This is a genomic window from Enterococcus sp. DIV1421a, assembly GCF_051711025.1.
Classification (GTDB): Bacteria; Bacillota; Bacilli; order Lactobacillales; family Enterococcaceae; genus Enterococcus_B; species Enterococcus_B hirae.
The window spans coordinates 2,433,964-2,456,913 of record NZ_JBIOLU010000001.1 but is presented as its reverse complement, the minus strand read 5'-3'; the positions used below and the strand labels follow the sequence as shown (position 1 = coordinate 2,456,913).

The 22,950-nt window shown below is 37.0% G+C and carries 23 protein-coding genes and 1 other RNA gene; 20 read left to right on the top strand and 4 right to left on the bottom strand.

Annotation, left to right across the window (positions count from 1 at the left end; translation table 11 throughout):
• Positions 1-121 precede the first annotated feature (121 nt).
• The 11 genes from comGA to IGK21_RS11115 all read left to right on the top strand — a co-directional run bounded on the left by comGA (position 122) and on the right by IGK21_RS11115 (position 10,342).
• Positions 122-1,051 carry a competence type IV pilus ATPase ComGA gene (gene comGA, locus IGK21_RS11165; RefSeq protein ID WP_181915123.1) on the top strand — a complete coding sequence of 310 codons (930 nt, stop codon included), beginning with the start codon at positions 122-124 and terminating at the stop codon, positions 1,049-1,051.
• Positions 1,008-2,057, top strand: coding sequence for a competence type IV pilus assembly protein ComGB (gene comGB, locus IGK21_RS11160; RefSeq protein ID WP_181915122.1), 1,050 nt, complete (start codon positions 1,008-1,010; stop codon positions 2,055-2,057). The genes comGA and comGB overlap by 44 nt, the downstream gene beginning before the upstream one ends.
• A complete protein-coding gene (gene comGC, locus IGK21_RS11155) occupies positions 2,054-2,350 on the top strand; it encodes a competence type IV pilus major pilin ComGC (protein WP_010720897.1) in 297 nt (98 codons plus the stop codon). The genes comGB and comGC overlap by 4 nt, the downstream gene beginning before the upstream one ends.
• The gene (comGD, locus tag IGK21_RS11150) at positions 2,331-2,789 is read left to right on the top strand and encodes a competence type IV pilus minor pilin ComGD (protein WP_374188434.1); all 459 of its coding nucleotides are present in this window, start codon (positions 2,331-2,333) and stop codon (positions 2,787-2,789) included. The genes comGC and comGD overlap by 20 nt, the downstream gene beginning before the upstream one ends.
• A 28-nt stretch (positions 2,790-2,817) precedes the next feature.
• Complete coding sequence (locus IGK21_RS11145) at positions 2,818-3,090, top strand: hypothetical protein (RefSeq protein WP_014834442.1); 273 nt, start codon at positions 2,818-2,820, stop codon at positions 3,088-3,090.
• Complete coding sequence (comGF, locus tag IGK21_RS11140) at positions 3,065-3,499, top strand: competence type IV pilus minor pilin ComGF (RefSeq protein ID WP_034700735.1); 435 nt, start codon at positions 3,065-3,067, stop codon at positions 3,497-3,499. Before IGK21_RS11145 ends, comGF begins: the two co-directional genes overlap by 26 nt.
• Positions 3,468-3,884, top strand: a complete 417-nt coding sequence (gene comGG / locus IGK21_RS11135) for a competence type IV pilus minor pilin ComGG (protein WP_252703176.1) — start codon at positions 3,468-3,470, stop codon at positions 3,882-3,884. Before comGF ends, comGG begins: the two co-directional genes overlap by 32 nt.
• A gap of 120 nt (positions 3,885-4,004) precedes the next feature.
• Positions 4,005-5,012, top strand: a complete 1,008-nt coding sequence (locus IGK21_RS11130; protein ID WP_010720892.1) for a class I SAM-dependent methyltransferase — start codon at positions 4,005-4,007, stop codon at positions 5,010-5,012.
• 24 nt (positions 5,013-5,036) lie between these two features.
• Positions 5,037-6,221 (top strand): acetate/propionate family kinase, encoded by a 1,185-nt coding sequence (locus IGK21_RS11125; RefSeq protein ID WP_010737077.1) that lies wholly within the window; start codon positions 5,037-5,039, stop codon positions 6,219-6,221.
• 223 nt (positions 6,222-6,444) lie between these two features.
• Complete coding sequence (locus IGK21_RS11120) at positions 6,445-7,659, top strand: immunoglobulin-like domain-containing protein (protein WP_181915121.1); 1,215 nt, start codon at positions 6,445-6,447, stop codon at positions 7,657-7,659.
• A 244-nt stretch (positions 7,660-7,903) separates the two neighbouring features.
• Positions 7,904-10,342: an immunoglobulin-like domain-containing protein gene (locus IGK21_RS11115; protein WP_252703175.1), complete on the top strand. Its 2,439-nt coding sequence runs from the start codon at positions 7,904-7,906 to the stop codon at positions 10,340-10,342.
• Positions 10,343-10,526: 184 nt separating this feature from the next.
• On the opposite strand, the gene IGK21_RS11110 is transcribed toward IGK21_RS11115, so the two are convergent.
• From IGK21_RS11110 to IGK21_RS11095, 4 genes are all read right to left on the bottom strand, one after another.
• Positions 10,527-10,994, bottom strand: a complete 468-nt coding sequence (locus IGK21_RS11110; RefSeq protein ID WP_010720888.1) for a universal stress protein — start codon at positions 10,992-10,994, stop codon at positions 10,527-10,529.
• 70 nt (positions 10,995-11,064) lie between these two features.
• Positions 11,065-11,352, bottom strand: a complete 288-nt coding sequence (locus tag IGK21_RS11105; RefSeq protein ID WP_010720887.1) for a hypothetical protein — start codon at positions 11,350-11,352, stop codon at positions 11,065-11,067.
• Between the two features lie 114 nt (positions 11,353-11,466).
• A non-coding RNA gene (gene ssrS, locus IGK21_RS11100) (6S RNA) lies at positions 11,467-11,661 on the bottom strand.
• A gap of 61 nt (positions 11,662-11,722) precedes the next feature.
• On the bottom strand, positions 11,723-13,018 hold the full coding sequence (locus tag IGK21_RS11095) for a replication-associated recombination protein A (RefSeq protein ID WP_010720886.1): 1,296 nt from the start codon (positions 13,016-13,018) through the stop codon (positions 11,723-11,725).
• A 264-nt stretch (positions 13,019-13,282) separates the two neighbouring features.
• Here IGK21_RS11095 and IGK21_RS11090 point away from each other — a divergent pair, with 264 nt between their 5' ends.
• The 9 genes from IGK21_RS11090 (at position 13,283) to IGK21_RS11050 (ending at position 22,797) form a co-directional block, all read left to right on the top strand.
• Complete coding sequence (locus IGK21_RS11090) at positions 13,283-13,792, top strand: DinB family protein (RefSeq protein WP_053766268.1); 510 nt, start codon at positions 13,283-13,285, stop codon at positions 13,790-13,792.
• A 224-nt stretch (positions 13,793-14,016) separates the two neighbouring features.
• Positions 14,017-14,658 (top strand): DNA-3-methyladenine glycosylase, encoded by a 642-nt coding sequence (locus tag IGK21_RS11085; RefSeq protein WP_181915120.1) that lies wholly within the window; start codon positions 14,017-14,019, stop codon positions 14,656-14,658.
• Positions 14,655-15,143, top strand: a complete 489-nt coding sequence (locus IGK21_RS11080) for a DUF3013 family protein (RefSeq protein ID WP_181915119.1) — start codon at positions 14,655-14,657, stop codon at positions 15,141-15,143. Before IGK21_RS11085 ends, IGK21_RS11080 begins: the two co-directional genes overlap by 4 nt.
• Before the next feature lie 12 nt (positions 15,144-15,155).
• Positions 15,156-16,103, top strand: a complete 948-nt coding sequence (prmA, locus tag IGK21_RS11075; RefSeq protein WP_034699952.1) for a 50S ribosomal protein L11 methyltransferase — start codon at positions 15,156-15,158, stop codon at positions 16,101-16,103.
• The gene (locus IGK21_RS11070) at positions 16,104-16,856 is read left to right on the top strand and encodes a 16S rRNA (uracil(1498)-N(3))-methyltransferase (protein WP_178306381.1); all 753 of its coding nucleotides are present in this window, start codon (positions 16,104-16,106) and stop codon (positions 16,854-16,856) included. It abuts the gene before it with no gap.
• Between the two features lie 206 nt (positions 16,857-17,062).
• Positions 17,063-19,276 carry a RelA/SpoT family protein gene (locus tag IGK21_RS11065; protein WP_010720880.1) on the top strand — a complete coding sequence of 738 codons (2,214 nt, stop codon included), beginning with the start codon at positions 17,063-17,065 and terminating at the stop codon, positions 19,274-19,276.
• Positions 19,277-19,287: 11 nt separating this feature from the next.
• Positions 19,288-19,734, top strand: coding sequence for a D-aminoacyl-tRNA deacylase (dtd, locus tag IGK21_RS11060; protein ID WP_178306382.1), 447 nt, complete (start codon positions 19,288-19,290; stop codon positions 19,732-19,734).
• 307 nt (positions 19,735-20,041) lie between these two features.
• Complete coding sequence (locus IGK21_RS11055; protein WP_181915118.1) at positions 20,042-21,301, top strand: cytochrome P450; 1,260 nt, start codon at positions 20,042-20,044, stop codon at positions 21,299-21,301.
• A gap of 548 nt (positions 21,302-21,849) precedes the next feature.
• Complete coding sequence (locus tag IGK21_RS11050; RefSeq protein ID WP_010737088.1) at positions 21,850-22,797, top strand: aldo/keto reductase; 948 nt, start codon at positions 21,850-21,852, stop codon at positions 22,795-22,797.
• Positions 22,798-22,950: the final 153 nt, after the last annotated feature.

Genomic DNA, 22,950 nt, shown 5'->3' with positions numbered 1-22,950 from the left:
TCCAAAATAAATTTTTAATAGTATAACATAAATTCGGATTTTGCCCATCTTTTAGCATTTAATGATACAAAAATAAAATAGAATTAGAAAAAAGACGTATGTTTTTTATGGAGGGGATAAGATGGATATAAAGGAGATATCAGATGATCTCATTAATGAAAGTTATAAAAATCGTGTTCAAGATATCTATATAATGCCTGATCAAACTGATTTCAATATTTATTACCGCTATAGTAAAAAACGAACATTCCAAAAAAGTATTGCATCAGATATTGGACAACAATTAATCTCACGCTTTAAATATTTAGGAGAGATGGATATCGGTGAGAGAAGAAAAGCGCAATTAGGTGCAATGACTTACGTCTTAAAAGAAAAAGAGGTCAGACTGAGACTGTCTTCTGTAGGTGATTACTTACAAAGAGAAAGTTTGGTGATTCGATTACTTTATGATTTGTCTGAAAAACAGTTCCGCTGTTTTTGTCCTGAGGATTTAAAGGTGATCAATGAGCGGAGTAAAAAGCGTGGGCTCTATTTGTTCAGCGGACCAGTTGGATCAGGAAAAACTTCTTTGATGTACTATTTGGCACAAGACAAAGAGGTACAAGTAATTACAATAGAGGACCCAGTAGAAATTGAAGAAACAGCCTTTTTACAATTACAAGTAAACGACAAAATCGAACAAACGTATGAGGAATTGCTGAAGCTTGCATTACGTCATCGTCCAGATTTATTGATCATTGGAGAAATCAGAGATAGCAAGACAGCGAATGTAGCAATTCGAGCAGCGTTGACAGGTCACCGTGTATTTGCGACGGTTCATGCCCGCCATTTAGATGGAACCGAAGCGAGAATTCTTGAATTAGTTGGCAGAAGCGATGAGTTTTTTGAATGTTTATCTGGCGTAATCTACCAAGAAATCCTTTTAGACCAAACACAAGCAGCAGCGGCTTTATGGGGTTACAACTTTACCTACAATGATTTTGAGAGGAAAGGGTGGGACCAAAGCTATGAAGAAGCAAAAAATAGTCGCTGGCGATCGTTTGCCTTCTAAGAAAATGTCACTGAACCATCAAGCAAAGTATATTCGACTGATGGGGGAGTTACTTGACCATGGATTTAGTATTCAAGAAGCAACGGAAATATTGTTGAAGATCACACCTGTCCCCCATATTTATTTACAGCAAGGACACCGTTTATTGCAAGAAGGACATTCTTTTTATGAGGTTCTACAAGCATTGGGTTTTACTCAAGACAAGCTTGTGCAAATCGAGTTAGCCAGTACGCATGGGAATTTGATCCAAACATTGAATGGGATGGCAGAACAATTTCGTCTCGTAGCAGAATTTCGAAAAGAATTAAAAAAGATGATCAGTTATCCGTGTTTACTGTGTTTGTTTTTATTAGGGATCTTAGTTGCATTACGCCAATTTATTTTGCCACAGTTATTAACTTCGGAAATGGTCATGGATACGCATTGGGGAATCCGATTTTTGCAGTCCTTTCATTGGTATGTTCTTCTTGTTTTACTGTCTGTTGGTTTATTATGTCTGTTTATCAAGATCAGGCTCCTAAAAATGGATATGATTCAACGAGGGGAATGGTTCAGCAACAAACCATTGATTGGTTCGCTTTTTTCCCTCTACCAGTCTTCTTATATCGCTTTAGAATTTGGAAAATTATTCTACGAGGGATTAGAATTGCGCCAAATTATTTTTTGTTTGAAAGAAACAAAACAAGGGAGTTTGATCCAACTATTAGCATTTCGTCTGACAAAAGGGTTAGAATCAGGAATTTCTTTAGCACAGCAGTTTGAGACTTATTCATTTTTAACGGCTGAATTTAGTCAAATCGTTTTACAAGGGGAAGCAAAAGGAAACTTAGGTAAAGAACTTTTGTTTTACAGTAAATTAGCAAGACAGCATTTTTTCCAAAAGGTGAACCGTGGACTTTCATGGATACAGCCAGTCCTTTTTCTAGGAATTGCCAGCTTGATTCTATTGATTTATGCAGCAATTTTACTGCCGGTTTATGGCAACATTGAGGAGGTTTTATTATGAAATATCTAGTCAATTTCAGACGAAAACAATTAAGGAATGTTGAAAGTTTTACGTTGATCGAAATGCTGATCGTCTTATTAGTAATCAGCGCATTAGTTCTCTTGTTCATCCCTAATATTTCCCGCTATCGAGATCATGTCAATCGAGAAGGCAAACAAGCAGTGATGCAATTGGTCGATGCTCAAAAAGAATTGTACTCTTTGCAAAATAATGGGAAAGTCCCAACGATCGCAGAACTCTTAAAGGAGGGATATATAAAGCAAGAACATGCAGATGCCTATAACCGCAAATAAACCAATTTGCTTTACTGGTTATACTTTGATTGAAACCTTATTTGTTTTGACGATCACTTTAGGATTATTTCTATTCCCCTCACTTTCGGTCTCAGCTTGGCAAAAGCAGATGACAATAGAGCAATTTTTTGCACAATTTGAAAGTAGGATATATGCCACGCAGAAAATAGCCATTGTCAGCCAACAAGCTACAAGAATCTTTTACGATCAATCAAAGGATCAAATTGTTTTTGACGTACCTAATCCAAATCTCGGTTGGTCAACTTTAGAGGTGCCAGATGAAATTACTGTCCAACAGATGGAAAAGCTCAAATTCGCTTCGGGAACCGGCAATGAAAGTTCATTGCAAGCCTATCGGTTCTATTGGACAAATAAAAGACAAACAATCGTTTATCAATTTCAGCTAGGGAGTGGCCGATATATTAAAAAAATCGAATAGACATGCTTTTGTTCTATTAGAAACAGTAATGGCTTTATCCATTACCTTATCGTGTATCTTTCTTGTCAGCCATGGGAATTTGTATTTATTAACTGCAGAAAAGCAAAATAATCAGGAAATCTTATTACTTCGCAGGCTATATGAAGATGTAAAAACCTACCGAATGTATGAACAAATACCGAATCGAACGTTAAATGGACCAGATAGTCAGACAACCATAACCGCTAAAAAGAAAAAGATCGAAAAAGTGAAGCTCACACAAGGAGACAAAGTGATTGAGATTACCAAAATACCAGAATAAAGCTGCCTTTACACTGATTGAATGTTTGATTTCGCTTGCCATTTTAAGTGCTGTTTTACTTTCAATCAGTCTTTTAATCACGCAAACAACGAAAGTGGAACAATATTTACAACGAAAGGATCAAAAAGAGTGGCTGATTTTTTTAGCTCAGTTTGAAGAAGAAATAAAAAAAGGAAAAAATGTCGTCATTAAAGATAACCGTATTTATTATGAGATGGAAAAGAAAACCTATTTATTTGAGCAATATCATGCGTTGATACGTAAACGAGAAGTATCAGGGGGACACCAACCTGTGTTAACACAAGTCAAGCATTGGGAAGTGAGAGATTCTACTGCAGCTATCACATTTTTAATCGAATTTATAAACGGAGAGAAGTATGAGGGAATTTGGACCAAGCCACTATCATAAAAAGCATAACAAGGGGTTCAGTAGTAATATCTTATTCTCAACCTTACTATTGTTTTTAGTTTGTAGTTCCTTATTGTCGATCATTGTACAAACTTATCGCTCGACAGTAGATTTGAATCAACGCACCAAAAATTATTATGTAGCAAAAATAATCAAACAAATGGTTTTATCTGAAAGTAACGAGTTGAAAGAACAGGGAATGTATCAATATAATTTAGGAAAGGCTCATTACAAAAGAAAAGCGAATCAGCTAACGATCGAAATTCAGATCGAATCTCAGCATTTTCAGTTCATAGAAATGCTTAACAGTGATACAGAAAGTAACACAGAAAGTGAGCGAATCCATGAAAACGCACTCTTTTCTGTGTTACCGCTGTTTACATAACGTTTATGTTTTTTATTTCACAAACAAAAAAGTGTGAAAACGATTGAAATTTTGCTCATAGTTCGTTAAAATTAAACAGGTAAAATAATTGTTATAATATATCTAGAAATGAGGTGCACCATGTTACCAGAAAAAATGGAACAGGGGTTTGAACAAAACCTAAAAGCGATTCAGCTTTTACAAAATGCATTGGGAACTTCCTTTTTAGAAGCCTATGTCGAAAATGCTGAAAACTTAATCGACAACTATCAAGTACGAGTGGTAGATGGAGTACCGTCTGAAGAAATCAAGCAACAGATTTCTGCTTTGTATAAAGAACTCAGTCAACTTTCCTTTGAACCAGAAGAGTGGCGCCGTCTGTCACAACTACTGTTACTAAAGGGGAGTCAGACAGAACATCTTCAAGCGAACCATCAACTTACTCCAGATAGTATTGGTTTTTTATTTGTCTTTTTAATTGAACAGCTATTCACAAATAAAGAAGAGCCAATCAAGATTTTGGACATTGCAGCAGGAATGGGCAACTTGTTATTAACAGTTCTTTTAAACCTATCAAGTGCGGGATACCAAGCGGAAGGGATGGGTGTAGATATTGACGATACGTTATTAGCGGTTGCTGCTTCAACAAGTGATCTGACTCAGGCGAATGTTCAATATTTTCACCAAGATGGCTTACAAGAATTACTGATTGATCCAGTGGATGTAGCTATCAGCGATTTACCGATTGGTTATTATCCGAATGATCAAAAAGCAAAAGAGTTTTTAACAAGCACCACACAAGGGCATAGTTATGCCCATCATCTGCTATTAGAACAGGCAATGAAGTATGTCAAACCAGATGGATTCGGTCTGTTTTTGATGCCAAGTAACTTCTTAGAAACAGAACAAAGTGAAGAAGTCAAAAGATGGTTTAAAGAAGAAGGATATCTTCAAGGAATGATCCAATTACCAGATGAATTATTCCGTAACAAGCAATCACAAAAAAGTATTTTGATCTTGCAGAAAAAAGGAACAAAGGCAAAACAAGCACAAGAAGTATTACTTGTAAAACTTGATTCACTAAAGAAACCAGAGAAGGTGACTGAATTTTTTAAAGAATTTGAAACATGGAAATCGTCTTCTCTTTAATCACGCACTAAGAAGGAGAATTATATGTCTAAAACAATTGCTATCAACGCTGGAAGTTCAAGTTTAAAATGGCAGCTATATCAAATGCCAGAAGAAACCGTAATTGCTAAAGGAATTGTCGAAAGAATCGGTTTAGAAGATTCAATTTTTACGATCAAATATGGTGAAGATCAAAAATTTGAGAAAATCATGGACATCGATGACCATGAAGTAGCAGTAAAAATGTTGTTAGATCAACTGATTGCATTACAAATCTTAAGTTCTTACGATGAAATCACTGGGGTAGGACATCGTGTCGTTCATGGTGGAGAAACTTATGCTGATTCTGTAATCGTGGATGAAGCTGTGATGGATCGCATTGAAGAATTAGCAGAGTTTGCACCATTGCATAACCCTGCTAATCTAATGGGTATCAAAGCATTTAAAAAAATCTTACCAGATATCCAAAGCGTGGCTGTTTTTGACACGTCATTCCACGCAACAATGCCAAAAAGCAGTTATTTGTATAGCTTACCTGTTTCTTACTATGAAGATTTCAAAGTAAGAAAATATGGCTTCCATGGTACAAGTCATCGCTATGTAGCAGAACGTGCGGCTAAGATGTTAGAGAAACCAATCGAAGAGTTGAAATTGATCACTTGTCACTTAGGGAATGGTGTTTCAATTACGGCAGTAGATGGTGGAAAATCAGTTGATACTTCGATGGGATTCACACCACTGGCAGGTGTAACAATGGGAACACGCTCAGGGGACATCGATCCAGCTGTTTTACCTTATCTAATGGAAAAATTAGAGATTGATATTGATGAAATGGTCAACATTTTAAACAAAAAATCAGGTTTGTTAGGTCTAACAGGTTTATCAAGTGACATGCGTGATCTTGAGAAAAACTATGAACAAGAGCATATCCATTTGGCATATGACATCTTTGTAGACCGTATCCGTAAATATATTGGTGGATATGTGACAACGATGAACGGCGTTGACGCAATTGTTTTCACTGCTGGAATTGGCGAAAATGATGGGCACGTCCGTAGTGAAATCATTAAAGGCATGACATGGTTTGGTTGTGAAATTGATCCTGAAATGAATAAAAAACGTGGGGAAGAATTAGATATCTCCACAAAAGATTCAAAAGTCAAAGTACTTGTCATTCCAACTGATGAAGAATTGATGATCGCTCGTGACGTGGAACGTTTACGTAAATAAATATTCTAATGAAATAGTTGTTAGCCTTTTTTAGGTATGAAATAGTGTAGCGAACGTATCATAATTTTAAGAATAAATTTTTTCCGAAGTGAACATTGTTCACTTCGTTTTTTTGTTTTGTCTATAAAAAGTGATTGATTGAAAAAAAGAAATGTTCTTTTTTAAATCAATAAAAAATATAGAAATAAAATAAAGTATTATGAAAAAAAAGGAGGAGATTGAATTGAGAAAAACAAATCGATTAACGATAACGATTATGAGTGTACTAATATTAGCTAATTCATCTATAACTGCCAGTCCATTTGTGTACGCAGAACAAAATGAAGTCTCAGGAAAGAAAACAATGAAAAGTGAAATCAGCCAGGCAAATATTTCAGGTGAACATTCAGATGTGAAACAAACGAACATTCCTAATGATCAAAACGTTAAGAAAGCGACTGAGGCAGTGAAACTTCTGTTTGATGAAACAGGAGCAAAAACAAGTAATACCCAAGCAAAAATTAATGAAGTAAAGCTACAAGTAATGGAATTAACAGAAAGTGTACAAAAAACAAAATTATTTGAAAAAATTGTTCAAGCGCAAGAAATGTATGATTCAAAACAGACTAAAATGACAAATTCTAAAGAAAAAAATGGACAAAAAGAATTTGACGAAAAAACTCCTTCCTGTACAATCGACCCCTATATTTATGGGAACGTATACATGACTGGTGCTTATGAAGGGGAAATCAATCAATTTAAATTGATTGTTGGCGATAAAGAATATACCCCAGGTTTTACTTTGTTACCAAATAATCAGTTCAAACTTTATATTGGAAAGAAAATTCCGCCTTCAATTTTTTCAGTTACAGTAAAAATCTTTGATAAAAAAGGAAAAGAGACAAGTTCTCAAAACGTTTCAGTTCAAGCACCGAAACTCACCATTAACAATTACACATTAGGAGAAAACTATGTCAAAGGTGAGTTTATTGGTGATGTTGCTAAATTTAAATTGAGGGTGGGGACCACAGGAAGCACGAAAGAATACACTCCAGGTTTTAGACGATTAGCGAATAATCAATTTGAAGTCTATGCGAAAGATAAAATATTACGTGGAAGTAAAAGAGTCGTTTTGGTTGCTCTGAATTCAGAAGGAGATTTGTTAAAATCTGGTTTAGTTAGAGTCCAATCTCCCTACTTAGATATAAATGACTATAAATTAGGAAATGAATATATTACAGGTACCTATGCTGGGGCAGTAAAGAAATTTAAGTTAGTAGTGGATGGAAAAGAGTATTTTCCAGGATTTAAATTGTTAAAGGATAATCAATTTGAAGTCTACGCGAAAAACAAGGTATCGGCGCTAACTAAATCTATTACTTTGATTAGTTTAGATGAACAAGAAAAAGAAATCGTTAGTAAGCAAGTGGTTTTCATTGATTCAACGAATAAAGACTGACTATTTTTATAGCTGAAGCATTAACGACTCGTAATAAAAAGTTACTTGAATAGAAATAGAAGAACAGCCAGTGTCACAAACAAAAATTTTTTTACCGAAGTGAGTAACTTTAACATTGTTTTTTATTTTATAAAATAGTCTATTTAAAAAAATGACATTTTTTTTTAAATAATTAAAAAAAATAGCGAGCCCGAATAGGTTATTATTTCCTTAAATCAAATAAACAAAAAAGGGTGGTTTTTAATTGAAAAAGGGGAACTTGAAAAAGAATTTAGTGTCGTTTTCAACTACGAGTGCATTAGTATTATCTAGTTTATCTGGAGTAGTGACACCAATGGTCCATGCAGATCAAAATGGGGCGGGAGAAGGCATCACTATTACTACTTCGGAAAAAAATGAGAAAAAAGAAGAAGCAAATCAATCAAATCAATCAAGTCAGGCGAGTGAAACAAGTCAAACACACGCTTCAGAAGAAAAAGAAAATAAAAAAGTAGAAGAAACAACAACATCTTCCACTACAAAAGAACAGAACGCATCAAGTGTGCCAGTACCGGAACAGAAGAATACACTTGCAGATGAAGTGATTCAACATGCTACTGATGCAGTCAATAATCTATTTGATGGAAATGGAGCAAAAGTAGGCAATACTAAAGCTCAAATTGATGCGGCGAAACAACAAGTCGAAAGCTTACCAGATAGTGATCAAAAAACAGCGTTGTTGGAAAAAGTCAATCAAGCACAAAAAGCATACGATACATTGATGCAAAAATGGCAAGTTGCGAATGAGACGATGGATAAACACTTTATTGATGGAGATATCGGTAATCCTAAAGGTAGTTTTACAACAGAAGAAATGATCGATCTTGCAGAAAAACTAGGTGAACTTCCTTATATAAACATTCCATTTTTAGAAGGCTATACGACCAATGAATTGCATGAAAAATACGATCAGTTAATTGCTGTATCAAACGCAACGCCAGTGGTGGATCGTCTGTTTTTTAATGGTAAACCAAGTACAAACAATACTCAAAATGATATTAATACTGCATTGAATCTTGTCCACCGTCTTGTGGATGGACCTTATAAAGACAGACTGTTAGCGAAAGTACAAGAAGCACAAAAAGCTTATAATGATGCACATATTGTCCAAGATCCTGCAGAAAAACAAGCGGTAGAAGCTGTAAATCAGCTCTTTAATGGAGACACTCCCAAAGAAAGTAATACTCAAGAAGCAATAGATGAAGCTAGAAGAAAAGTAGATGCGGTAAATAATATATCTCCTGTTAAAGCACAATTATTGAAAAAATTAGAAATCGCTCAAGCAGCTTTGGATGATAGAGTAAATGCATTCAAAGTGGATGTTTATCATTATGGAAATGTCCATATGACGGGAGAATACAGTGGGAAAATCAAGAAGTTCAAGTTGATTGTTGATGGCAAAGAATACACACCAGGATTTAAATTATTAGCAAACAATAAATTTCAACTTTATATTGGGAAAAGGATTCCTTCGACAACAAAAACAGTTACAGTGAAAAGTTTTGATTCAAATGGAAAAGAAACAGGTACAAGAGAAGTTGCTGTACAATCACCTAAATTAACGGTGGAAGAATATACAGTAGGTAAAGATTACATCAAAGGTCAAATTGCAGGTGAGGCTAAACAATTCAAATTAATTGTTGATGGCAAAGAATATACACCAGGATTTAAACTTTTAGAGAATAATAATTTTGAAGTGTATGCAAAAAATAAAGTAACAGTAGATTCTAAAAAAGTGATTTTAAAAGTTTTAAATGCTGAAGGTATAGAAATCGGCATGCAAGAAATCACCCTTAATGCTCCAAGCTTAGTTGTAGATTATTATAAAGTAAACACTGATTATATTACAGGAAGCGTGACCGGCAATGTCAAGAAATTCAAATTGATAGTAGATGGAAAAGAGTACTTCCCAGGATTTAAGTTGTTAAAGAATAATCGATTTGAAGTATATGCAAAAAATAAAGTATCAGCAACGTCTAAAACAATTACTTTAGTGAGCTTAGATGAACAAGGGAAAGAAATTTTGAGCAAACAAGTTTCTATCTTGAATTCAGCAATCGAAGATGCTTTAACGATAGTAAATAATTTGTTTGATGGAAATGGAGCAAAAGTAGGCAATACTAAAGCTCAAATTGATGCGGCGAAACAACAAGTCGAAAGCTTACCAGATAGTGATCAAAAAACAGCGTTATTGGAAAAAGTCAATCAAGCACAAAAAGCATACGATACATTGATGCAAAAATGGCAAGTTGCGAATGAGACGATGGATAAACACTTTATTGATGGAGATATCGGTAATCCTAAAGGTAGTTTTACAACAGAAGAAATGATCGATCTTGCAGAAAAACTAGGTGAACTTCCTTATATAAACATTCCATTTTTAGAAGGCTATACGACCAATGAATTGCATGAAAAATACGATCAGTTAATTGCTGTATCAAACGCAACGCCAGTGGTGGATCGTCTGTTTTTTAATGGTAAACCAAGTACAAACAATACTCAAAATGATATTAATACTGCATTGAATCTTGTCCACCGTCTTGTGGATGGACCTTATAAAGACAGACTGTTAGCGAAAGTACAAGAAGCACAAGAAGCTTATAATGATGCGCACATTATTGTACTTCCTAAAGGAAATAAATAGGCGAATTGATGACAAAGAAATATTTTTATCATGAAATCGATTAGGTTAGAAAAAATGATTGATTGGATAAATAATCTAAAAAAGAGCTTGGAACAAAAGAACGTGCCAAGCTCTTTAGCATATGTAAAAATAAATAAAAGCGGTTGTGACATACTTTTTTCACAACCGCTTGTTTAGTAATTAATCATTCTTTTTCAGGTAATTTATTCTCTAAATCAGTACGTACCACTAGAACATCACAAGTGGCGTTACGAATCACATATTCTGAAACAGAACCAATAAATAGACGTTCAACAGCATTCAATCCTGTTGCACCTAACATGATTAAATCTACATGGTTATCCTCAGGAATTTCTTTAGCGATGATTTGTTTCGGCGAGCCGTATTCAATCACGGTAGTAACATTGTTCAATCCCGCTTTTTTAGCATTTGCTTCATAATCAGCTAGCGTTTGCTTCGCCATTTCAGTTGCTTGCTCTGCCAACATGCCATCAAATGATGAAACGGTTTGGAAAGAACGAGTATCAATCACGTGTGCTAATAAAAGTTCTCCATTATTTCTGATAGCAACGTTTACGGCTTTTTTAAAAGCTAATTCAGCTTCATCAGAGCCATCTACGGCAACCATAATTTTTTTGTACTGTTGTAACATAAGCATTCACTCCTTCAGATAAATCAATCATTTATAATTCTATTGTAAAACAAGTTGAACAAAAAGAGAATTATTTACTGTTTGGTTTGACCATTTTCCGAGCGAAAGTAAAACTGAAGACAGAAGCAACAATAATGACCAAGAGCAGGTAAGCCAAAGCAATAAATCGTTGATTGAAGAAGGCGACAAAAATACCTAACACCCCTAGGAAAGCGTAAATGGCACCATAGAATTGTAAATAGCCACGATTTTTTTCTGTTTCTTCTATTAATACGAAAAAGATGGGTTGTTTTTTTAATAAATAATAGCTAACAAATAATAATAATAATGCGGCAATGCCCATTAAAAGTTGAATCATAGAAATTCCTCCAAAAGTCTAAAGATTGGTCAAATAATATTTTTCAAGGGATCTACTCGAAAAAAAAGGAGCTGTACCAAGTAATTGGCATAGCCCCTTAATCTTCAAAAAATGGTAATCTCCGTTAATGCCGTTGTTCGTCCTGTAGTATTGATCCCGCGAATTCAAGCAGGTGGGTCCCACGGTCGTAGCCTCGAACTACCAAATGATAAGGCATGTTACCAGCAGTGACACAAGACGGGTCCCAAGATATCAATAAAAATGTTCGGTCAACACACAAAGAGGACAATTCGAACATCACAGATTTCCCACCTCTATAGTAGCATATGGAAATAAAAAGAGCAATGAGAGCGCTCATGGAAAATCAAGTCTATGTCGTTGGCTTATTGCCTCCTGATTTTTTCCATTCTTTGATTCGCTGATATTGTTGCCCAAGCGCTTGTTCATATTTTCCTGTAGTCTTCGGATGATAATAAGACGCTTGTTTTAATTTGTCGGGTAAATATTGTTGGTTCACCCAGGCTTGATCAAAATTGTGAGGGTATTGATAACCAATCCCACGATTCAATGCCTTGGCTCCTTGGTAATGACTGTCTCGTAAATGATCGGGCACTTCGCCAGCGTTGCCTGAGCGGATATCAGCAATCGCTTCATCTAAAGCGGCATAAGCAGAATTTGATTTAGGAGAGAGACAAAGATCAACTACGGCATCTGCTAAAGGAATCCTTGCTTCGGGAAGTCCTAGACGTTCAGCAGCTAAGACAGCATTGACAGTTCTAGCTGCGGCAGCAGGATTTCCTAGACCGATATCTTCATAACCAATCACCATCAAGCGCCGACAGATACTTGCCAGATCACCAGCCTCAACTAAGCGGGCTAGATAATGAAGTGCTGCGTCAACATCGCTTCCTCGGATCGATTTTTGAAAAGCTGAAATCACATCATAATGAGCATCTCCGTCTTTATCATGAGTGAGGGCTTTTCGTTGGATACATTCTTCAACGATCGTTAGCGTTAAGTGAATGATCCCCTGTTCATTTGGCTCGGTCGAACGAGCCGCTAATTCCAAGCCGTTAAGTGTGCTTCGAAGATCGCCGTTCGTTGCCCGTGATAGATGAAGCAAAGCGTTTTCGTCTAATTCAATAGCTAGATTACCAAGCCCACGCTCTTTATCACTTAGAGCTGATCGAACCGCTTGCTGGATATCTAATTCGTTTAAGGGTTTTACTTCAAAAATCTGTGTTCGACTGCGAATAGCAGGATTAATCGTGATATAGGGGTTTTCAGTTGTTGCGCCAATCATGATGATCCGTCCATTTTCCAGATGAGGGAGCAAAAAATCTTGTTTCGTTTTATCAAGACGATGGATTTCATCAAGTAAGAGAATGACAGTGCCACTCATCTTGGCTTCTTCGGCAACTACTTGTAAGTCTTTCTTGGAATCAGTTGCTGCATTGAGCATGCGAAAGGCAAATTTGGTTGAGCCAGCAATCGCACTAGCAATACTGGTTTTACCAGTTCCTGGTGGACCATATAAAATCATGGAAGACAACATTTTGGCATCAACCATTCGCCGAATAATTTTTCCTTCACCAACTAAATGTTCTTGTCCTACGACTTCATCGATCGTTCGTGGACGCATCCGATAAGCTAAAGGTTGCTGCATAAAACGGCCTCCTTTTTTTATTTTTCGTTCGTTAATTATACCATACATTAGGACAATCCACTTTATGGTAACGCTAATTTAGAACGCCGTAAACCGTAAAGTGAAAGGAAACGAGTTTACTCATATTCAGGCTAAGTTTAACAGAGAGGATCTTTATTGAAAGGACTGGGGGACTTTTAAAATAAAGCACCAGTTTCCTCGTTTATTCTGATTTGAGGTAAAATAAAGGGAGTGAAGACATAGATGGCTTGGAGGAGGAGAAAAATGAAAGCGACACGATTATTGAGTGAAACATTGTTACGAGCACAAGAACGGTTTGAAGAAACGTTAGACCAGCTAGATGTAGCAGAAGCAAATACGATGCCGGCACCTTTGATCAAATCAGTAACTTGGCTGATCTGGCATACTGCTCGAGAATTAGACCTTCAAATATCCGATTTGAAAAATAGTGAACCACTGTGGTTTAGTCAAGACTGGTCTGGAAAATTTGCATTAGATCTGCCTGATGATACGCAAGATTGGCAACACACACCTGCGGAAGCAAAAAAAGTCGTCGTAACAGACAAAAAACTACTTACAGATTATTTAGCTAATAGTGTTTCATTGACGATTGAGTACTTGGAACAAGTCGATGAAGGAACACTTGATGAAGTCATTGATTCCAACTGGACACCTCCTGTCACACGTGAAGATCGTCTCGTGTCGATCATTGATGATGCAGTGATGCATTCTGGTCAGGGGATCTATACTCGCCGACTGGTGCTCGGTAAATAATGAATGCTAAACCTTGTTCTGGTTTGAACGGTCTATGTAAAATCCTATAAAAGGCTGTGACAGAAGTGTCTAGTTCTGAAAAATAAGCCGGAGAATCCGAAGATAGTTCTTCCTATTTTTGGGATTTTTCGGCTATTCTTATCTGCCTGTCTATTGCTGTAGGTTTTTCTTGGTTTCCATAGCTTATGCTTTCAATATTGTGTATGATAAGGGTGGTGAATAAAATGACAAATAAAGAGCAATTAGATGAACTTTTATTGAATAAAACAACACCCGAAGTTGCCAGAGATCTTTTAGGGATGTATTTAGAATATGTTACGCCAACTGGTACCGTTGGTGGTTACATCGTTGATGCAGAGGCATATCTTGGTCCAGAAGATGAAGCGGCTCATAGTTTTGGGATGCGCAGAACCCCACGAGTGGCAGCGATGTATGAAAAGCCAGGAACGATTTATCTTTATACGATGCACACCCACCGTATTTTAAATATTATTACGCAACCTGAAGGGATTCCACAAGGGGTAATGATCCGTGCAATCGAGCCTGCAACTGGTGTGGCTCAAATGAGCATTAACAGAGGCGGGAAGACTGGTCCTGATATTAGTAACGGTCCCGGAAAATTGGTAGCGGCATTAGGATTACCACAAGAACTTTATGGACAATCGATTTTAGACAGTCCGTTGCATTTTGTTTTTGAAAAAACAAAAATACCTAAGAAAATCATGGTTTTGCCAAGGATCGGTATTCCTAACAAAGGAGAATGGACAGACAAACCATTACGTTTTGTAGTGGCTGGAAATCCATATCTATCATTACAAAGAAAGAACCTGGTGGAGGAAGACTGGGGTTGGAGGAAGAGAAAATGAAAAAAACAAACTTACTTGACTACTTAGACAAAACAATCGAAAAAACGATCACTGATTATGATGTGGCATTAGACTGGGATACGAAAAACCATACGATTGAAATCATTGTCCGACTATTTGCAGAAAATAAAGCACATTTGGAAATCGATGATGCCCAAGGTGTAGTTTCCGAAGAAGAAATCATTGAATTTGAAGATGGTATTTTATTGTTCAATCCACAAAAATCCCATTTTGATGAAAAAGATTATTTAGCGGTTATTCCTTATGAAGGAAAGAAAGGGATAGCCAAATCGGTCATTGATGCATTGATTGAGTATTTGAACGAAGTATTAGCGCAAGGGCAAAGTGATCTCTTAGATTTTCTTGATTCAGATGATGAAACGGCAGTGTTTGAGTTGAATTGGGACAATCAACAGTTAGCAAAACTAGTCGAAGAAAAACAGCAAAATGAGACGGACGTCTATTTGCCTTATCCAAGTTATTAAGGAGTGAATGTCATGAAATGGAATGAAGTAAAAGTTGAAACCGCCAGTGAAGCAGTGGAAGCTGTGGCTAATATACTAATGGAAGCAGGAGCAAGCGGTGTTGCGATTGAAGATGCTTTAGACGTTGAAAATTTCAAGTCTGATCAATATGGGGAAATCTTGAATAAAGAAGATTTTACTTCATTAACAGAAGGCGCACTGGTGATGGCTTATTTCCCTGAAACAATTTTTTTACCAGAAATTTTGCCTTTTATCAAAGACCGTGTAGCCCAACTCCCAGAATTTGGCTTGGCGATCGGTAAAAATATCATCACCGTTAGTGAAGTGGAAGAAAGCAACTGGGCAACTGCTTGGAAAAAGTATTATCACCCAGTACGGATCACCAGAATGTTAACGATCGTGCCTAGTTGGGAAGCGTATCAAACAAATGATCCATTAGAAAAGATCATTACATTAGATCCTGGAATGGCATTTGGAACAGGGACACATCCAACTACCTCTTTAACATTGCAAGCATTAGAAACGGTATTGCGTGGCGGAGAAACACTTTTAGATGTAGGAACTGGTTCTGGCGTCTTAAGTATCGCAGCAAAATATTTAGGAGCCAAAGATGTTTATGCCTATGATCTGGATGAAGTGGCTGTTCGTGCAGCGAAAGAAAATATGGATATGAATGAAGTAGCCAAAGATGTTCACGTAGCTGCTAATGATTTATTGAACGGCATCACAATCGAAAGTGATGTTATCGTGGCGAACATCTTAGCAGATATTATTTTGTTGATGATCCCTGATGCTTGGCGCTTATTAAAACAAACAGGGCGCCTGATCGTATCTGGTATCATTGAAGAAAAAAAACAAATGGTCATTGACGCCATGAAAGAACAGGGCTTTGTCGTTGATCAAATTTTCCAACAAAAAGATTGGTATGCAATTATCTTGAAAAAGCCTGAGGTGGAATAAATGCAACGTTACTTTTTAGAAGAGGCGTATCAACCAAATACACGCTTCGAACTTTCGGGAGAGGCATTTCATCATATCGTACGGGTCATGCGCATGGCGCCAAAAGATCAAGTCTATTTAGCATTCAACGATCAAGTATCGATTCGTGCGGAGATCACAGAAATCAGTGAAGATACCGTTTATTTGAGCGAGCTTGAAAAAGAAAAAAGCCAAAAGGAATTACCCAATAACATCACGATTGCCAGTGGTTATCCAAAAGGGGATAAACTAGACTGGATCGTTCAAAAAGGAACAGAATTAGGTGCGCATGGATTTATTGGCTTTCCAGCTAAAACATCTATTGTAAAATGGGATGCGAAAAAAAGAAACAAACGTCAAGAACGTTTGAACAAAATTGCTCAAGAAGCAGCTGAACAATCTCATAGACAGATTGCGCCCCAAGTGGAATTATTGGAAAGTCAGCAAGCTCTTTTTGATCGACTATCTGCTTATGATGTGTTGTTGATTGCTTATGAAGAGTCAGCAAAACAAGGAGAACTAGCCAATTTAGCTAAGGTATTCCAAGAACTCACTGATGGTAGTCGGATTTTAGCCGTTTTTGGTCCTGAAGGAGGTCTTGCTCCTGAAGAAGTCGAAGCCTTTGTTGCAAAAGGTGGAATCTTATGTGGATTAGGGCCACGGATTTTACGTACGGAGACGGCACCTCTTTATCTTTTAAGTGCGGCAAGTTATCAGTGGGAGCTCACTCACTGATAATAACTGAATAAAATCAGGAAAAATTGAAAAAATTCCGAACAATCTGTATAATAAAAACAATTATTTTATTGTAAACAACGGATGACATCAAATGAATGGTGTGCATGAGTTTGTTTCTAGTTATGTTATAAAAAAGAAGAATGGTTTTTAATATTATTCGGAGCAACAGCTGTTGTTCGTAACCTTTGAAAGGGGGATGTTCCATGCCAAAAGAAGAATTATTGACAGGTCCTGGAGTGATTAAATTGGTTAGCCAATACATGGGACCTGATCATGTAGCATTTGTTCAAAAAGCTTGCGATTATGCAACGGCTGCTCACGATGGCCAGTTTCGTAAATCAGGCGAACCATACATTATCCATCCTATCCAAGTTGCTGGGATCTTAGCTGATTTAAGAATGGACCCCCATACTGTTGCAACTGGTTTTTTGCATGATGTTGTAGAAGACACCGACGTTACTTTGGATGATTTGAAAGAAGAATTTGGTCCAGACGTTGCAATGTTAGTTGACGGTGTAACGAAACTAGGGAAAATCAAATACAAATCACATGAAGAACAATTAGCAGAAAATCATCGAAAGATGTTATTAGCTATGGCGCAAGATTTACGTGTAATTATGGTGAAATTAGCTGATCGACTACATAACATGCGTACGCTAAAACATCTTCGTGAAGATAAACAACGTCGAATCGCCCAAGAAACTTTAGAAATTTATGCACCATTAGCTCATCGCTTGGGGATCAGTCGAATCAAATGGGAATTAGAAGATACCGCACTTCGCTATCTCAATCCTAAACAATATTATCGAATCGTGCATTTGATGCAAACGAAACGAGAAGAACGAGAAAAATATGTCAACGCCACAGTCGAAGATATTCGTCTAGCAACAGAAGAACTAGATATCTATGCAGAAATCTATGGACGTCCTAAACACATTTATTCCATTTATCGGAAAATGAAAGACCAAAAGAAACAATTCAATGAAATCTATGATTTACTTGCAATACGGGTAATCGTTGACTCTATCAAGGATTGTTATGCTGTTTTAGGAGCAATCCATACCAAATGGAAACCAATGCCAGGGCGGTTTAAAGATTATATTGCTATGCCTAAAGCAAATATGTATCAATCTTTGCATACAACAGTCATTGGACCAGCTGGAAATCCGGTAGAGATCCAGATACGAACTCAAGAAATGCACGAAATCGCCGAGTTCGGGGTGGCTGCACATTGGGCATACAAAGAAGGTAAAAATGATAAGGTCGAACCAGATGGTATCACGAAACAATTAAGCTGGTTCCACGAAATCATTGAATTGCAAGATGAAAGTTATGATGCTTCAGAATTTATGGAAGGTGTCAAAGGAGATATCTTTAGTGATAAGGTCTATGTTTTCACTCCTAAAGGGGACGTGACAGAACTGCCAAAAGGTTCTGGACCTTTAGATTTTGCTTATAGTATCCATACAGACATTGGAAATAAAACAACGGGTGCCAAAATCAACGGCAAAATGGTTCAATTAGATTATAAGTTGAAAAATGGGGACATCATTGAGATTTTGACTTCACCTAATTCGTTTGGTCCAAGTCGAGATTGGTTGAAATTAGTTGCTACGAGTAAAGCTCGTAATAAAATCAAACGTTTCTTCAAAGCCCAAGACAGAGAAGAAAATATCATCAAAGGACATGAAGCAATCACAAAATGTATTATCGATCTAGGCTTTGCACCAAAAGAAATTTTAGCAAAAAGTAAGCTGCAAGATGCTTTAGAAAAGCTGAATTATCAAACGGAAGATGATATGTATGCAGCTGTGGGTTATGGTGAAGTCAGTGCATTGACGATGGCGAACCGTTTGACTGAAAAAGAAAGAAAAGAACAAAAGATCGAGCAACAAAAACAAGAAGCTGAAGAAATCATGAACCAACCGAAAAAAGAACCGGAAAAAATGAAGGTTCGCCATGAAGGTGGTGTCGTGATTCAAGGTGTCGATAACTTGTTGATTCGGATCAGTCGTTGCTGTAACCCGATCCCTGGAGATGATATCGTGGGTTATATCACTAAAGGAAGAGGAATCTCAATTCACCGAAGAGACTGTCCGAATGTCCAAGTAGACAAGCCGAATGTGGCCGAACGCCTGATCGAAGTTGAATGGGAAGATACCTCGAATACCAGAAAAGAATATGATGCTGATCTGGAAATTTATGGTTATAATCGTTCCGGCATGTTAAATGATGTCTTACAAACGGTAAATACCATGACTAAAAACTTAAACAGCGTGGAAGCGAGAACCAACAAAGACAAAATGGCAACGATCCATTTAACAGTAGGGATCCAAAATCTTGCTCACCTAAAGAGCATCGTGGATAAAATCAAAGCTGTACCAGATGTGTATAGCGTGCGACGAACCAATGGTTAGGAGGAAAACACGTGAGAGCTGTTGTCCAGCGAGTAAGTAAAGCTTCAGTGACGATCAATCAACAAGAAGTTGGGAAGATCGATCAAGGGCTGGTTATTTTACTAGGTATTCATGAAAAAGATACGCAAGATGATGTTGATTATTTAGTGAAAAAAATTGCACAAATGCGTATTTTTGAAGATGAACAAGGAAAAATGAACCGTAGTGTAGAAGATGTCGAAGGACAAATTTTGAGTGTGTCCCAATTTACGCTGTTTGCAGATACTAAAAAAGGAAATCGTCCAAGTTTCATCTCAGCAGCTCGTCCCGAAACAGCTATTCCACTATACGAGGCTTTTAATGAAGGGATTAGAAATAGAGGGATTACCGTAGCAACCGGCCAATTTGGAGCTGACATGGCAGTATCTTTGATCAATGACGGTCCGGTTACTATCATTATTGATTCTCAAAATAAATAAGAGATGCTAGTATATTCATAATTGATTGAAATAAGATGAGCAGGACTCGTCAATTTCTTTAACCGATCCTCAGAGATTCGCACAAGTGATGAATCTTTGAGTGTTCGGTTTTTTGTGTGCCTACTCAAAAAGTGTCATACAGATGGGGGAACCTTTTTTTTAAGGAAAAAAGAGTGATTTTAGAGGAGAAATAGTCCTAAAATCGAGTCCATTTGGTCTTTTTGGTTTTAGAACACTTTTTTTGTCAGCTATCTAAAAAAAAGATAAGCTAATAATAGATGAAGTGTTCTATTGGAGGAGATAAAAGATGAAAGAGGTACCAGTAGTCGATATAAAGATAACCGAGATTAAAAAACGATATGAGCAAGGTTATCACTTGTTAGAGGAATTACGTAAAGAGGCAAATGCGCCAGTAGTGAAAGCAAAAATCTTCAATAAAGAAGCGATTGTGATCTATGGAAAAGAAGCCGCTCAAATTTTTTATGATCCAAGGAATTTCAAACGAAAAGGAGCAATGCCTAAATTAGTATTAAAAACGTTGTTTGGGAAAGATGGTGTTCAAACACTAGACGGTGCCCAACACCATCATCGCAAATCGATTTTTATGGATTTGATGACACCGGAAAGAATGGATACGTACCATCAAATTTTAGAAAAAAATTTGTCTCAAGCGTTAAACGAACAACATGGACAATTTGAATTATTTGATTTAAGTAAACAAGTACTATTTACTTCGATTTGTGAATGGTCAGGAATCAACTTAGCAGAATCGACCGATGAAGAAATCAATCAGTTCGCTGATTACCAAATTTCTATGATCAGTGGGACATTTACGTCGCCAATCGATCATATCAAAGGGGTTGAAAATCGTAAAAAATCTGAACAATGGGCTCAAAGGTTGATTGAGGATGCACGAGCAAACCCTGTTCCAGGTAAAGAAGATGTCGCTTTATATGCTTTTGCCCAAGCAACTGATCTTGATGGTAATTTGTTGCCAATCGAAGTGGCTGCGGTGGAATTGCTCAATATTATTCGACCAACTGTAGCATTGACAGTCTGGGCAGCTTTGATGGGACATGCTTTATTCAGTCGACCAGACTTAAAACAGCAGTTAAAAAATGACTTTACAGAACTTCAAGATCCGTTTATTCAGGAAATGCGTCGTTACTATCCATTTTTCCCAATGTTGCCAGCAATTGCTTTAAAAGATGTGTCAGTTGACGGCTATCTTATTCCTAAAGATAGTTGGGTTATTTTGGATCTATACGGGACGAATCATGATGAGCGTACAATCGATGCGCCAGATTCATTCATGATCAAACGTTATTTAGGGAAAGCAAAAGATCTTTCTTACGAAGAGGAATATGAGATGATTGCTCAAGGTGGAGGAGACTTTCGACAAATGCATCGCTGTGCAGGAGAATGGATCACTTTACACAGTTTACGGGTCTTTTCTGACCAATTAGTCAACCATTATGAATTTTCAGTACCTGAACAAGATTGGACGATCCCTAGTAATCAATTTCCAACTTATCCTAATAGTCGTGTACTCTTATATAAAGAATAGTGAGTAGAAAATAAAAAGTCTGAAATATAAATCTCATTCTGTAGCTCCCCCCCAAAAAAAAGTTAGACTAAAAAAACTAACTTTTGGGGGGCGCTTTATTTTTTATTCTAAAGCAAGTAAACGGTGTTCAAAGAGCTGACCTTCGGCGATAAGTCAAAAAATCTCAAAACATGGGGAGCTGTTTCGAGATTTCCCTCCTTAACGCTCAGGTCAAAACGCTCTTTTCACAACCTCTAATTCACGGTGTTCAAGCAACAGCTCCTTGAAATAAGCCTGAATTTTTCAAAACATGAGAAGCTGTTTTAAAAAATCCTTTCTTATTGTCATCGGAGCTTCCCGTTGCTTTCACAACCTCTGATTCACGGTGTTCAAAGAGCTGACCTTCGGCGATAAGTCGAAAAATCTCAAAACATGGGGAGCTGTTTCGAGATTTTCCTCCTTAACGCTCAGGTCAAAACGCTCTTTTCACAACCTCTTACTTCAAAAGTTCTTTTAGTTTAGCTTTTTTTCTTTTTGTTTTAGACTAAAGAAAAAAGGAGGAATTGCGAATGGCAGAAATAAGAATTGGACATTCACAAGTTTACGCTGAACAACTTGGCTTAGGAGCGAATGCGATCGGTGGTCATAATCTTTTTGCTAACTTAAAAGATGAAACTGGGAAAGAAGTTGTACGAACCGCTTTGCAAAACGGCATCAATTTAATTGATACTGCTTATGCTTATGGAAATGGACGTTCAGAAGAACTGATCGGTGAAGTCTTGCAAGAAAATGAATTTGATCGTTCACGGGTGATCATTGCCACTAAAGCTGCCCATGTTCCTGGACAAAAAGGGGTATTCAATAATTCACCAGAATTTTTGACCCGTTCTGTAGAAGAAGCACTCCGACGTTTACAAACTGATTATATTGATATTTTTTATATCCATTTTCCAGATAAAGAAACGCCAAAAAATGAAGCAGTCGCTGCGTTGCACAAACTAAAAGAAGCAGGGAAGATCCGTGCAATCGGAGTCTCTAATTTTTCAATGACTCAACTGAAAGAAGCAAATCAAGATGGCTATGTTGATGTTGTTGAAGATAAATTTAGTTTGATCCATCGTGAAGCTGAAAAAGAACGTTGGCCTTATCTTGAACAACATAACATTAGTTTTGTCCCTTATTTTCCACTTGCTTCCGGCTTGTTAACGGGAAAATATCATTTAAATAGTCTTCAAAGTATGGCTCCAGATGACCCTCGTAAGAAGAATCCGGATTTTCAAGGAGAGAGGTTTGAAAAAATCATTCAGGCTGTCGAACAACTTGCACCGATTGCGAAAAACAATCAAGCTAGTATTGCTCAACTCGTTTTAGCTTGGTATATGAAAAATCCACGGATTTCTGTCGTGATACCTGGAGCGAAAAAACCGGAACAAGTTAGAGATAATGCTCGTGCATTAGATATTCATTTATCGTCCACTGATTACCATACCATTGATCAACTCTTTAAAGATTTTTAGAAAAATACAGAGAAGGTCGTGACAGAAGAAGTTAGCTCTGAAAAAATGAGCGTGTGCTGGAATGAAGGATGCTAGTAATTAAGGAGATGTTTCATTCAGTTAGTCGGTTAGCACCTTATTAATTCTCAGTTGATTTACAGATTTTTCTTGACT

Excerpts from the sequence above, each read along its gene's own strand:
- comGA (WP_181915123.1), top strand. The coding sequence starts at position 122 with ATGGATATAAAGGAGATATCAGATGATCTCATTAATGAAAGTTATAAA.
- comGB (WP_181915122.1), top strand. The coding sequence starts at position 1,008 with ATGAAGAAGCAAAAAATAGTCGCTGGCGATCGTTTGCCTTCTAAGAAA.
- comGC (WP_010720897.1), top strand. The coding sequence starts at position 2,054 with ATGAAATATCTAGTCAATTTCAGACGAAAACAATTAAGGAATGTTGAA.
- comGD (WP_374188434.1), top strand. The coding sequence starts at position 2,331 with ATGCCTATAACCGCAAATAAACCAATTTGCTTTACTGGTTATACTTTG.
- IGK21_RS11145 (WP_014834442.1), top strand. The coding sequence starts at position 2,818 with ATGGCTTTATCCATTACCTTATCGTGTATCTTTCTTGTCAGCCATGGG.
- comGG (WP_252703176.1), top strand. The coding sequence starts at position 3,468 with ATGAGGGAATTTGGACCAAGCCACTATCATAAAAAGCATAACAAGGGG.
- IGK21_RS11130 (WP_010720892.1), top strand. The coding sequence starts at position 4,005 with ATGTTACCAGAAAAAATGGAACAGGGGTTTGAACAAAACCTAAAAGCG.
- IGK21_RS11125 (WP_010737077.1), top strand. The coding sequence starts at position 5,037 with ATGTCTAAAACAATTGCTATCAACGCTGGAAGTTCAAGTTTAAAATGG.
- IGK21_RS11110 (WP_010720888.1), bottom strand. The coding sequence starts at position 10,994 with ATGTTACAACAGTACAAAAAAATTATGGTTGCCGTAGATGGCTCTGAT.
- IGK21_RS11105 (WP_010720887.1), bottom strand. The coding sequence starts at position 11,352 with ATGATTCAACTTTTAATGGGCATTGCCGCATTATTATTATTATTTGTT.
- IGK21_RS11095 (WP_010720886.1), bottom strand. The coding sequence starts at position 13,018 with ATGCAGCAACCTTTAGCTTATCGGATGCGTCCACGAACGATCGATGAA.
- IGK21_RS11090 (WP_053766268.1), top strand. The coding sequence starts at position 13,283 with ATGAAAGCGACACGATTATTGAGTGAAACATTGTTACGAGCACAAGAA.
- IGK21_RS11085 (WP_181915120.1), top strand. The coding sequence starts at position 14,017 with ATGACAAATAAAGAGCAATTAGATGAACTTTTATTGAATAAAACAACA.
- IGK21_RS11080 (WP_181915119.1), top strand. The coding sequence starts at position 14,655 with ATGAAAAAAACAAACTTACTTGACTACTTAGACAAAACAATCGAAAAA.
- prmA (WP_034699952.1), top strand. The coding sequence starts at position 15,156 with ATGAAATGGAATGAAGTAAAAGTTGAAACCGCCAGTGAAGCAGTGGAA.
- IGK21_RS11070 (WP_178306381.1), top strand. The coding sequence starts at position 16,104 with ATGCAACGTTACTTTTTAGAAGAGGCGTATCAACCAAATACACGCTTC.
- IGK21_RS11065 (WP_010720880.1), top strand. The coding sequence starts at position 17,063 with ATGCCAAAAGAAGAATTATTGACAGGTCCTGGAGTGATTAAATTGGTT.
- IGK21_RS11055 (WP_181915118.1), top strand. The coding sequence starts at position 20,042 with ATGAAAGAGGTACCAGTAGTCGATATAAAGATAACCGAGATTAAAAAA.
- IGK21_RS11050 (WP_010737088.1), top strand. The coding sequence starts at position 21,850 with ATGGCAGAAATAAGAATTGGACATTCACAAGTTTACGCTGAACAACTT.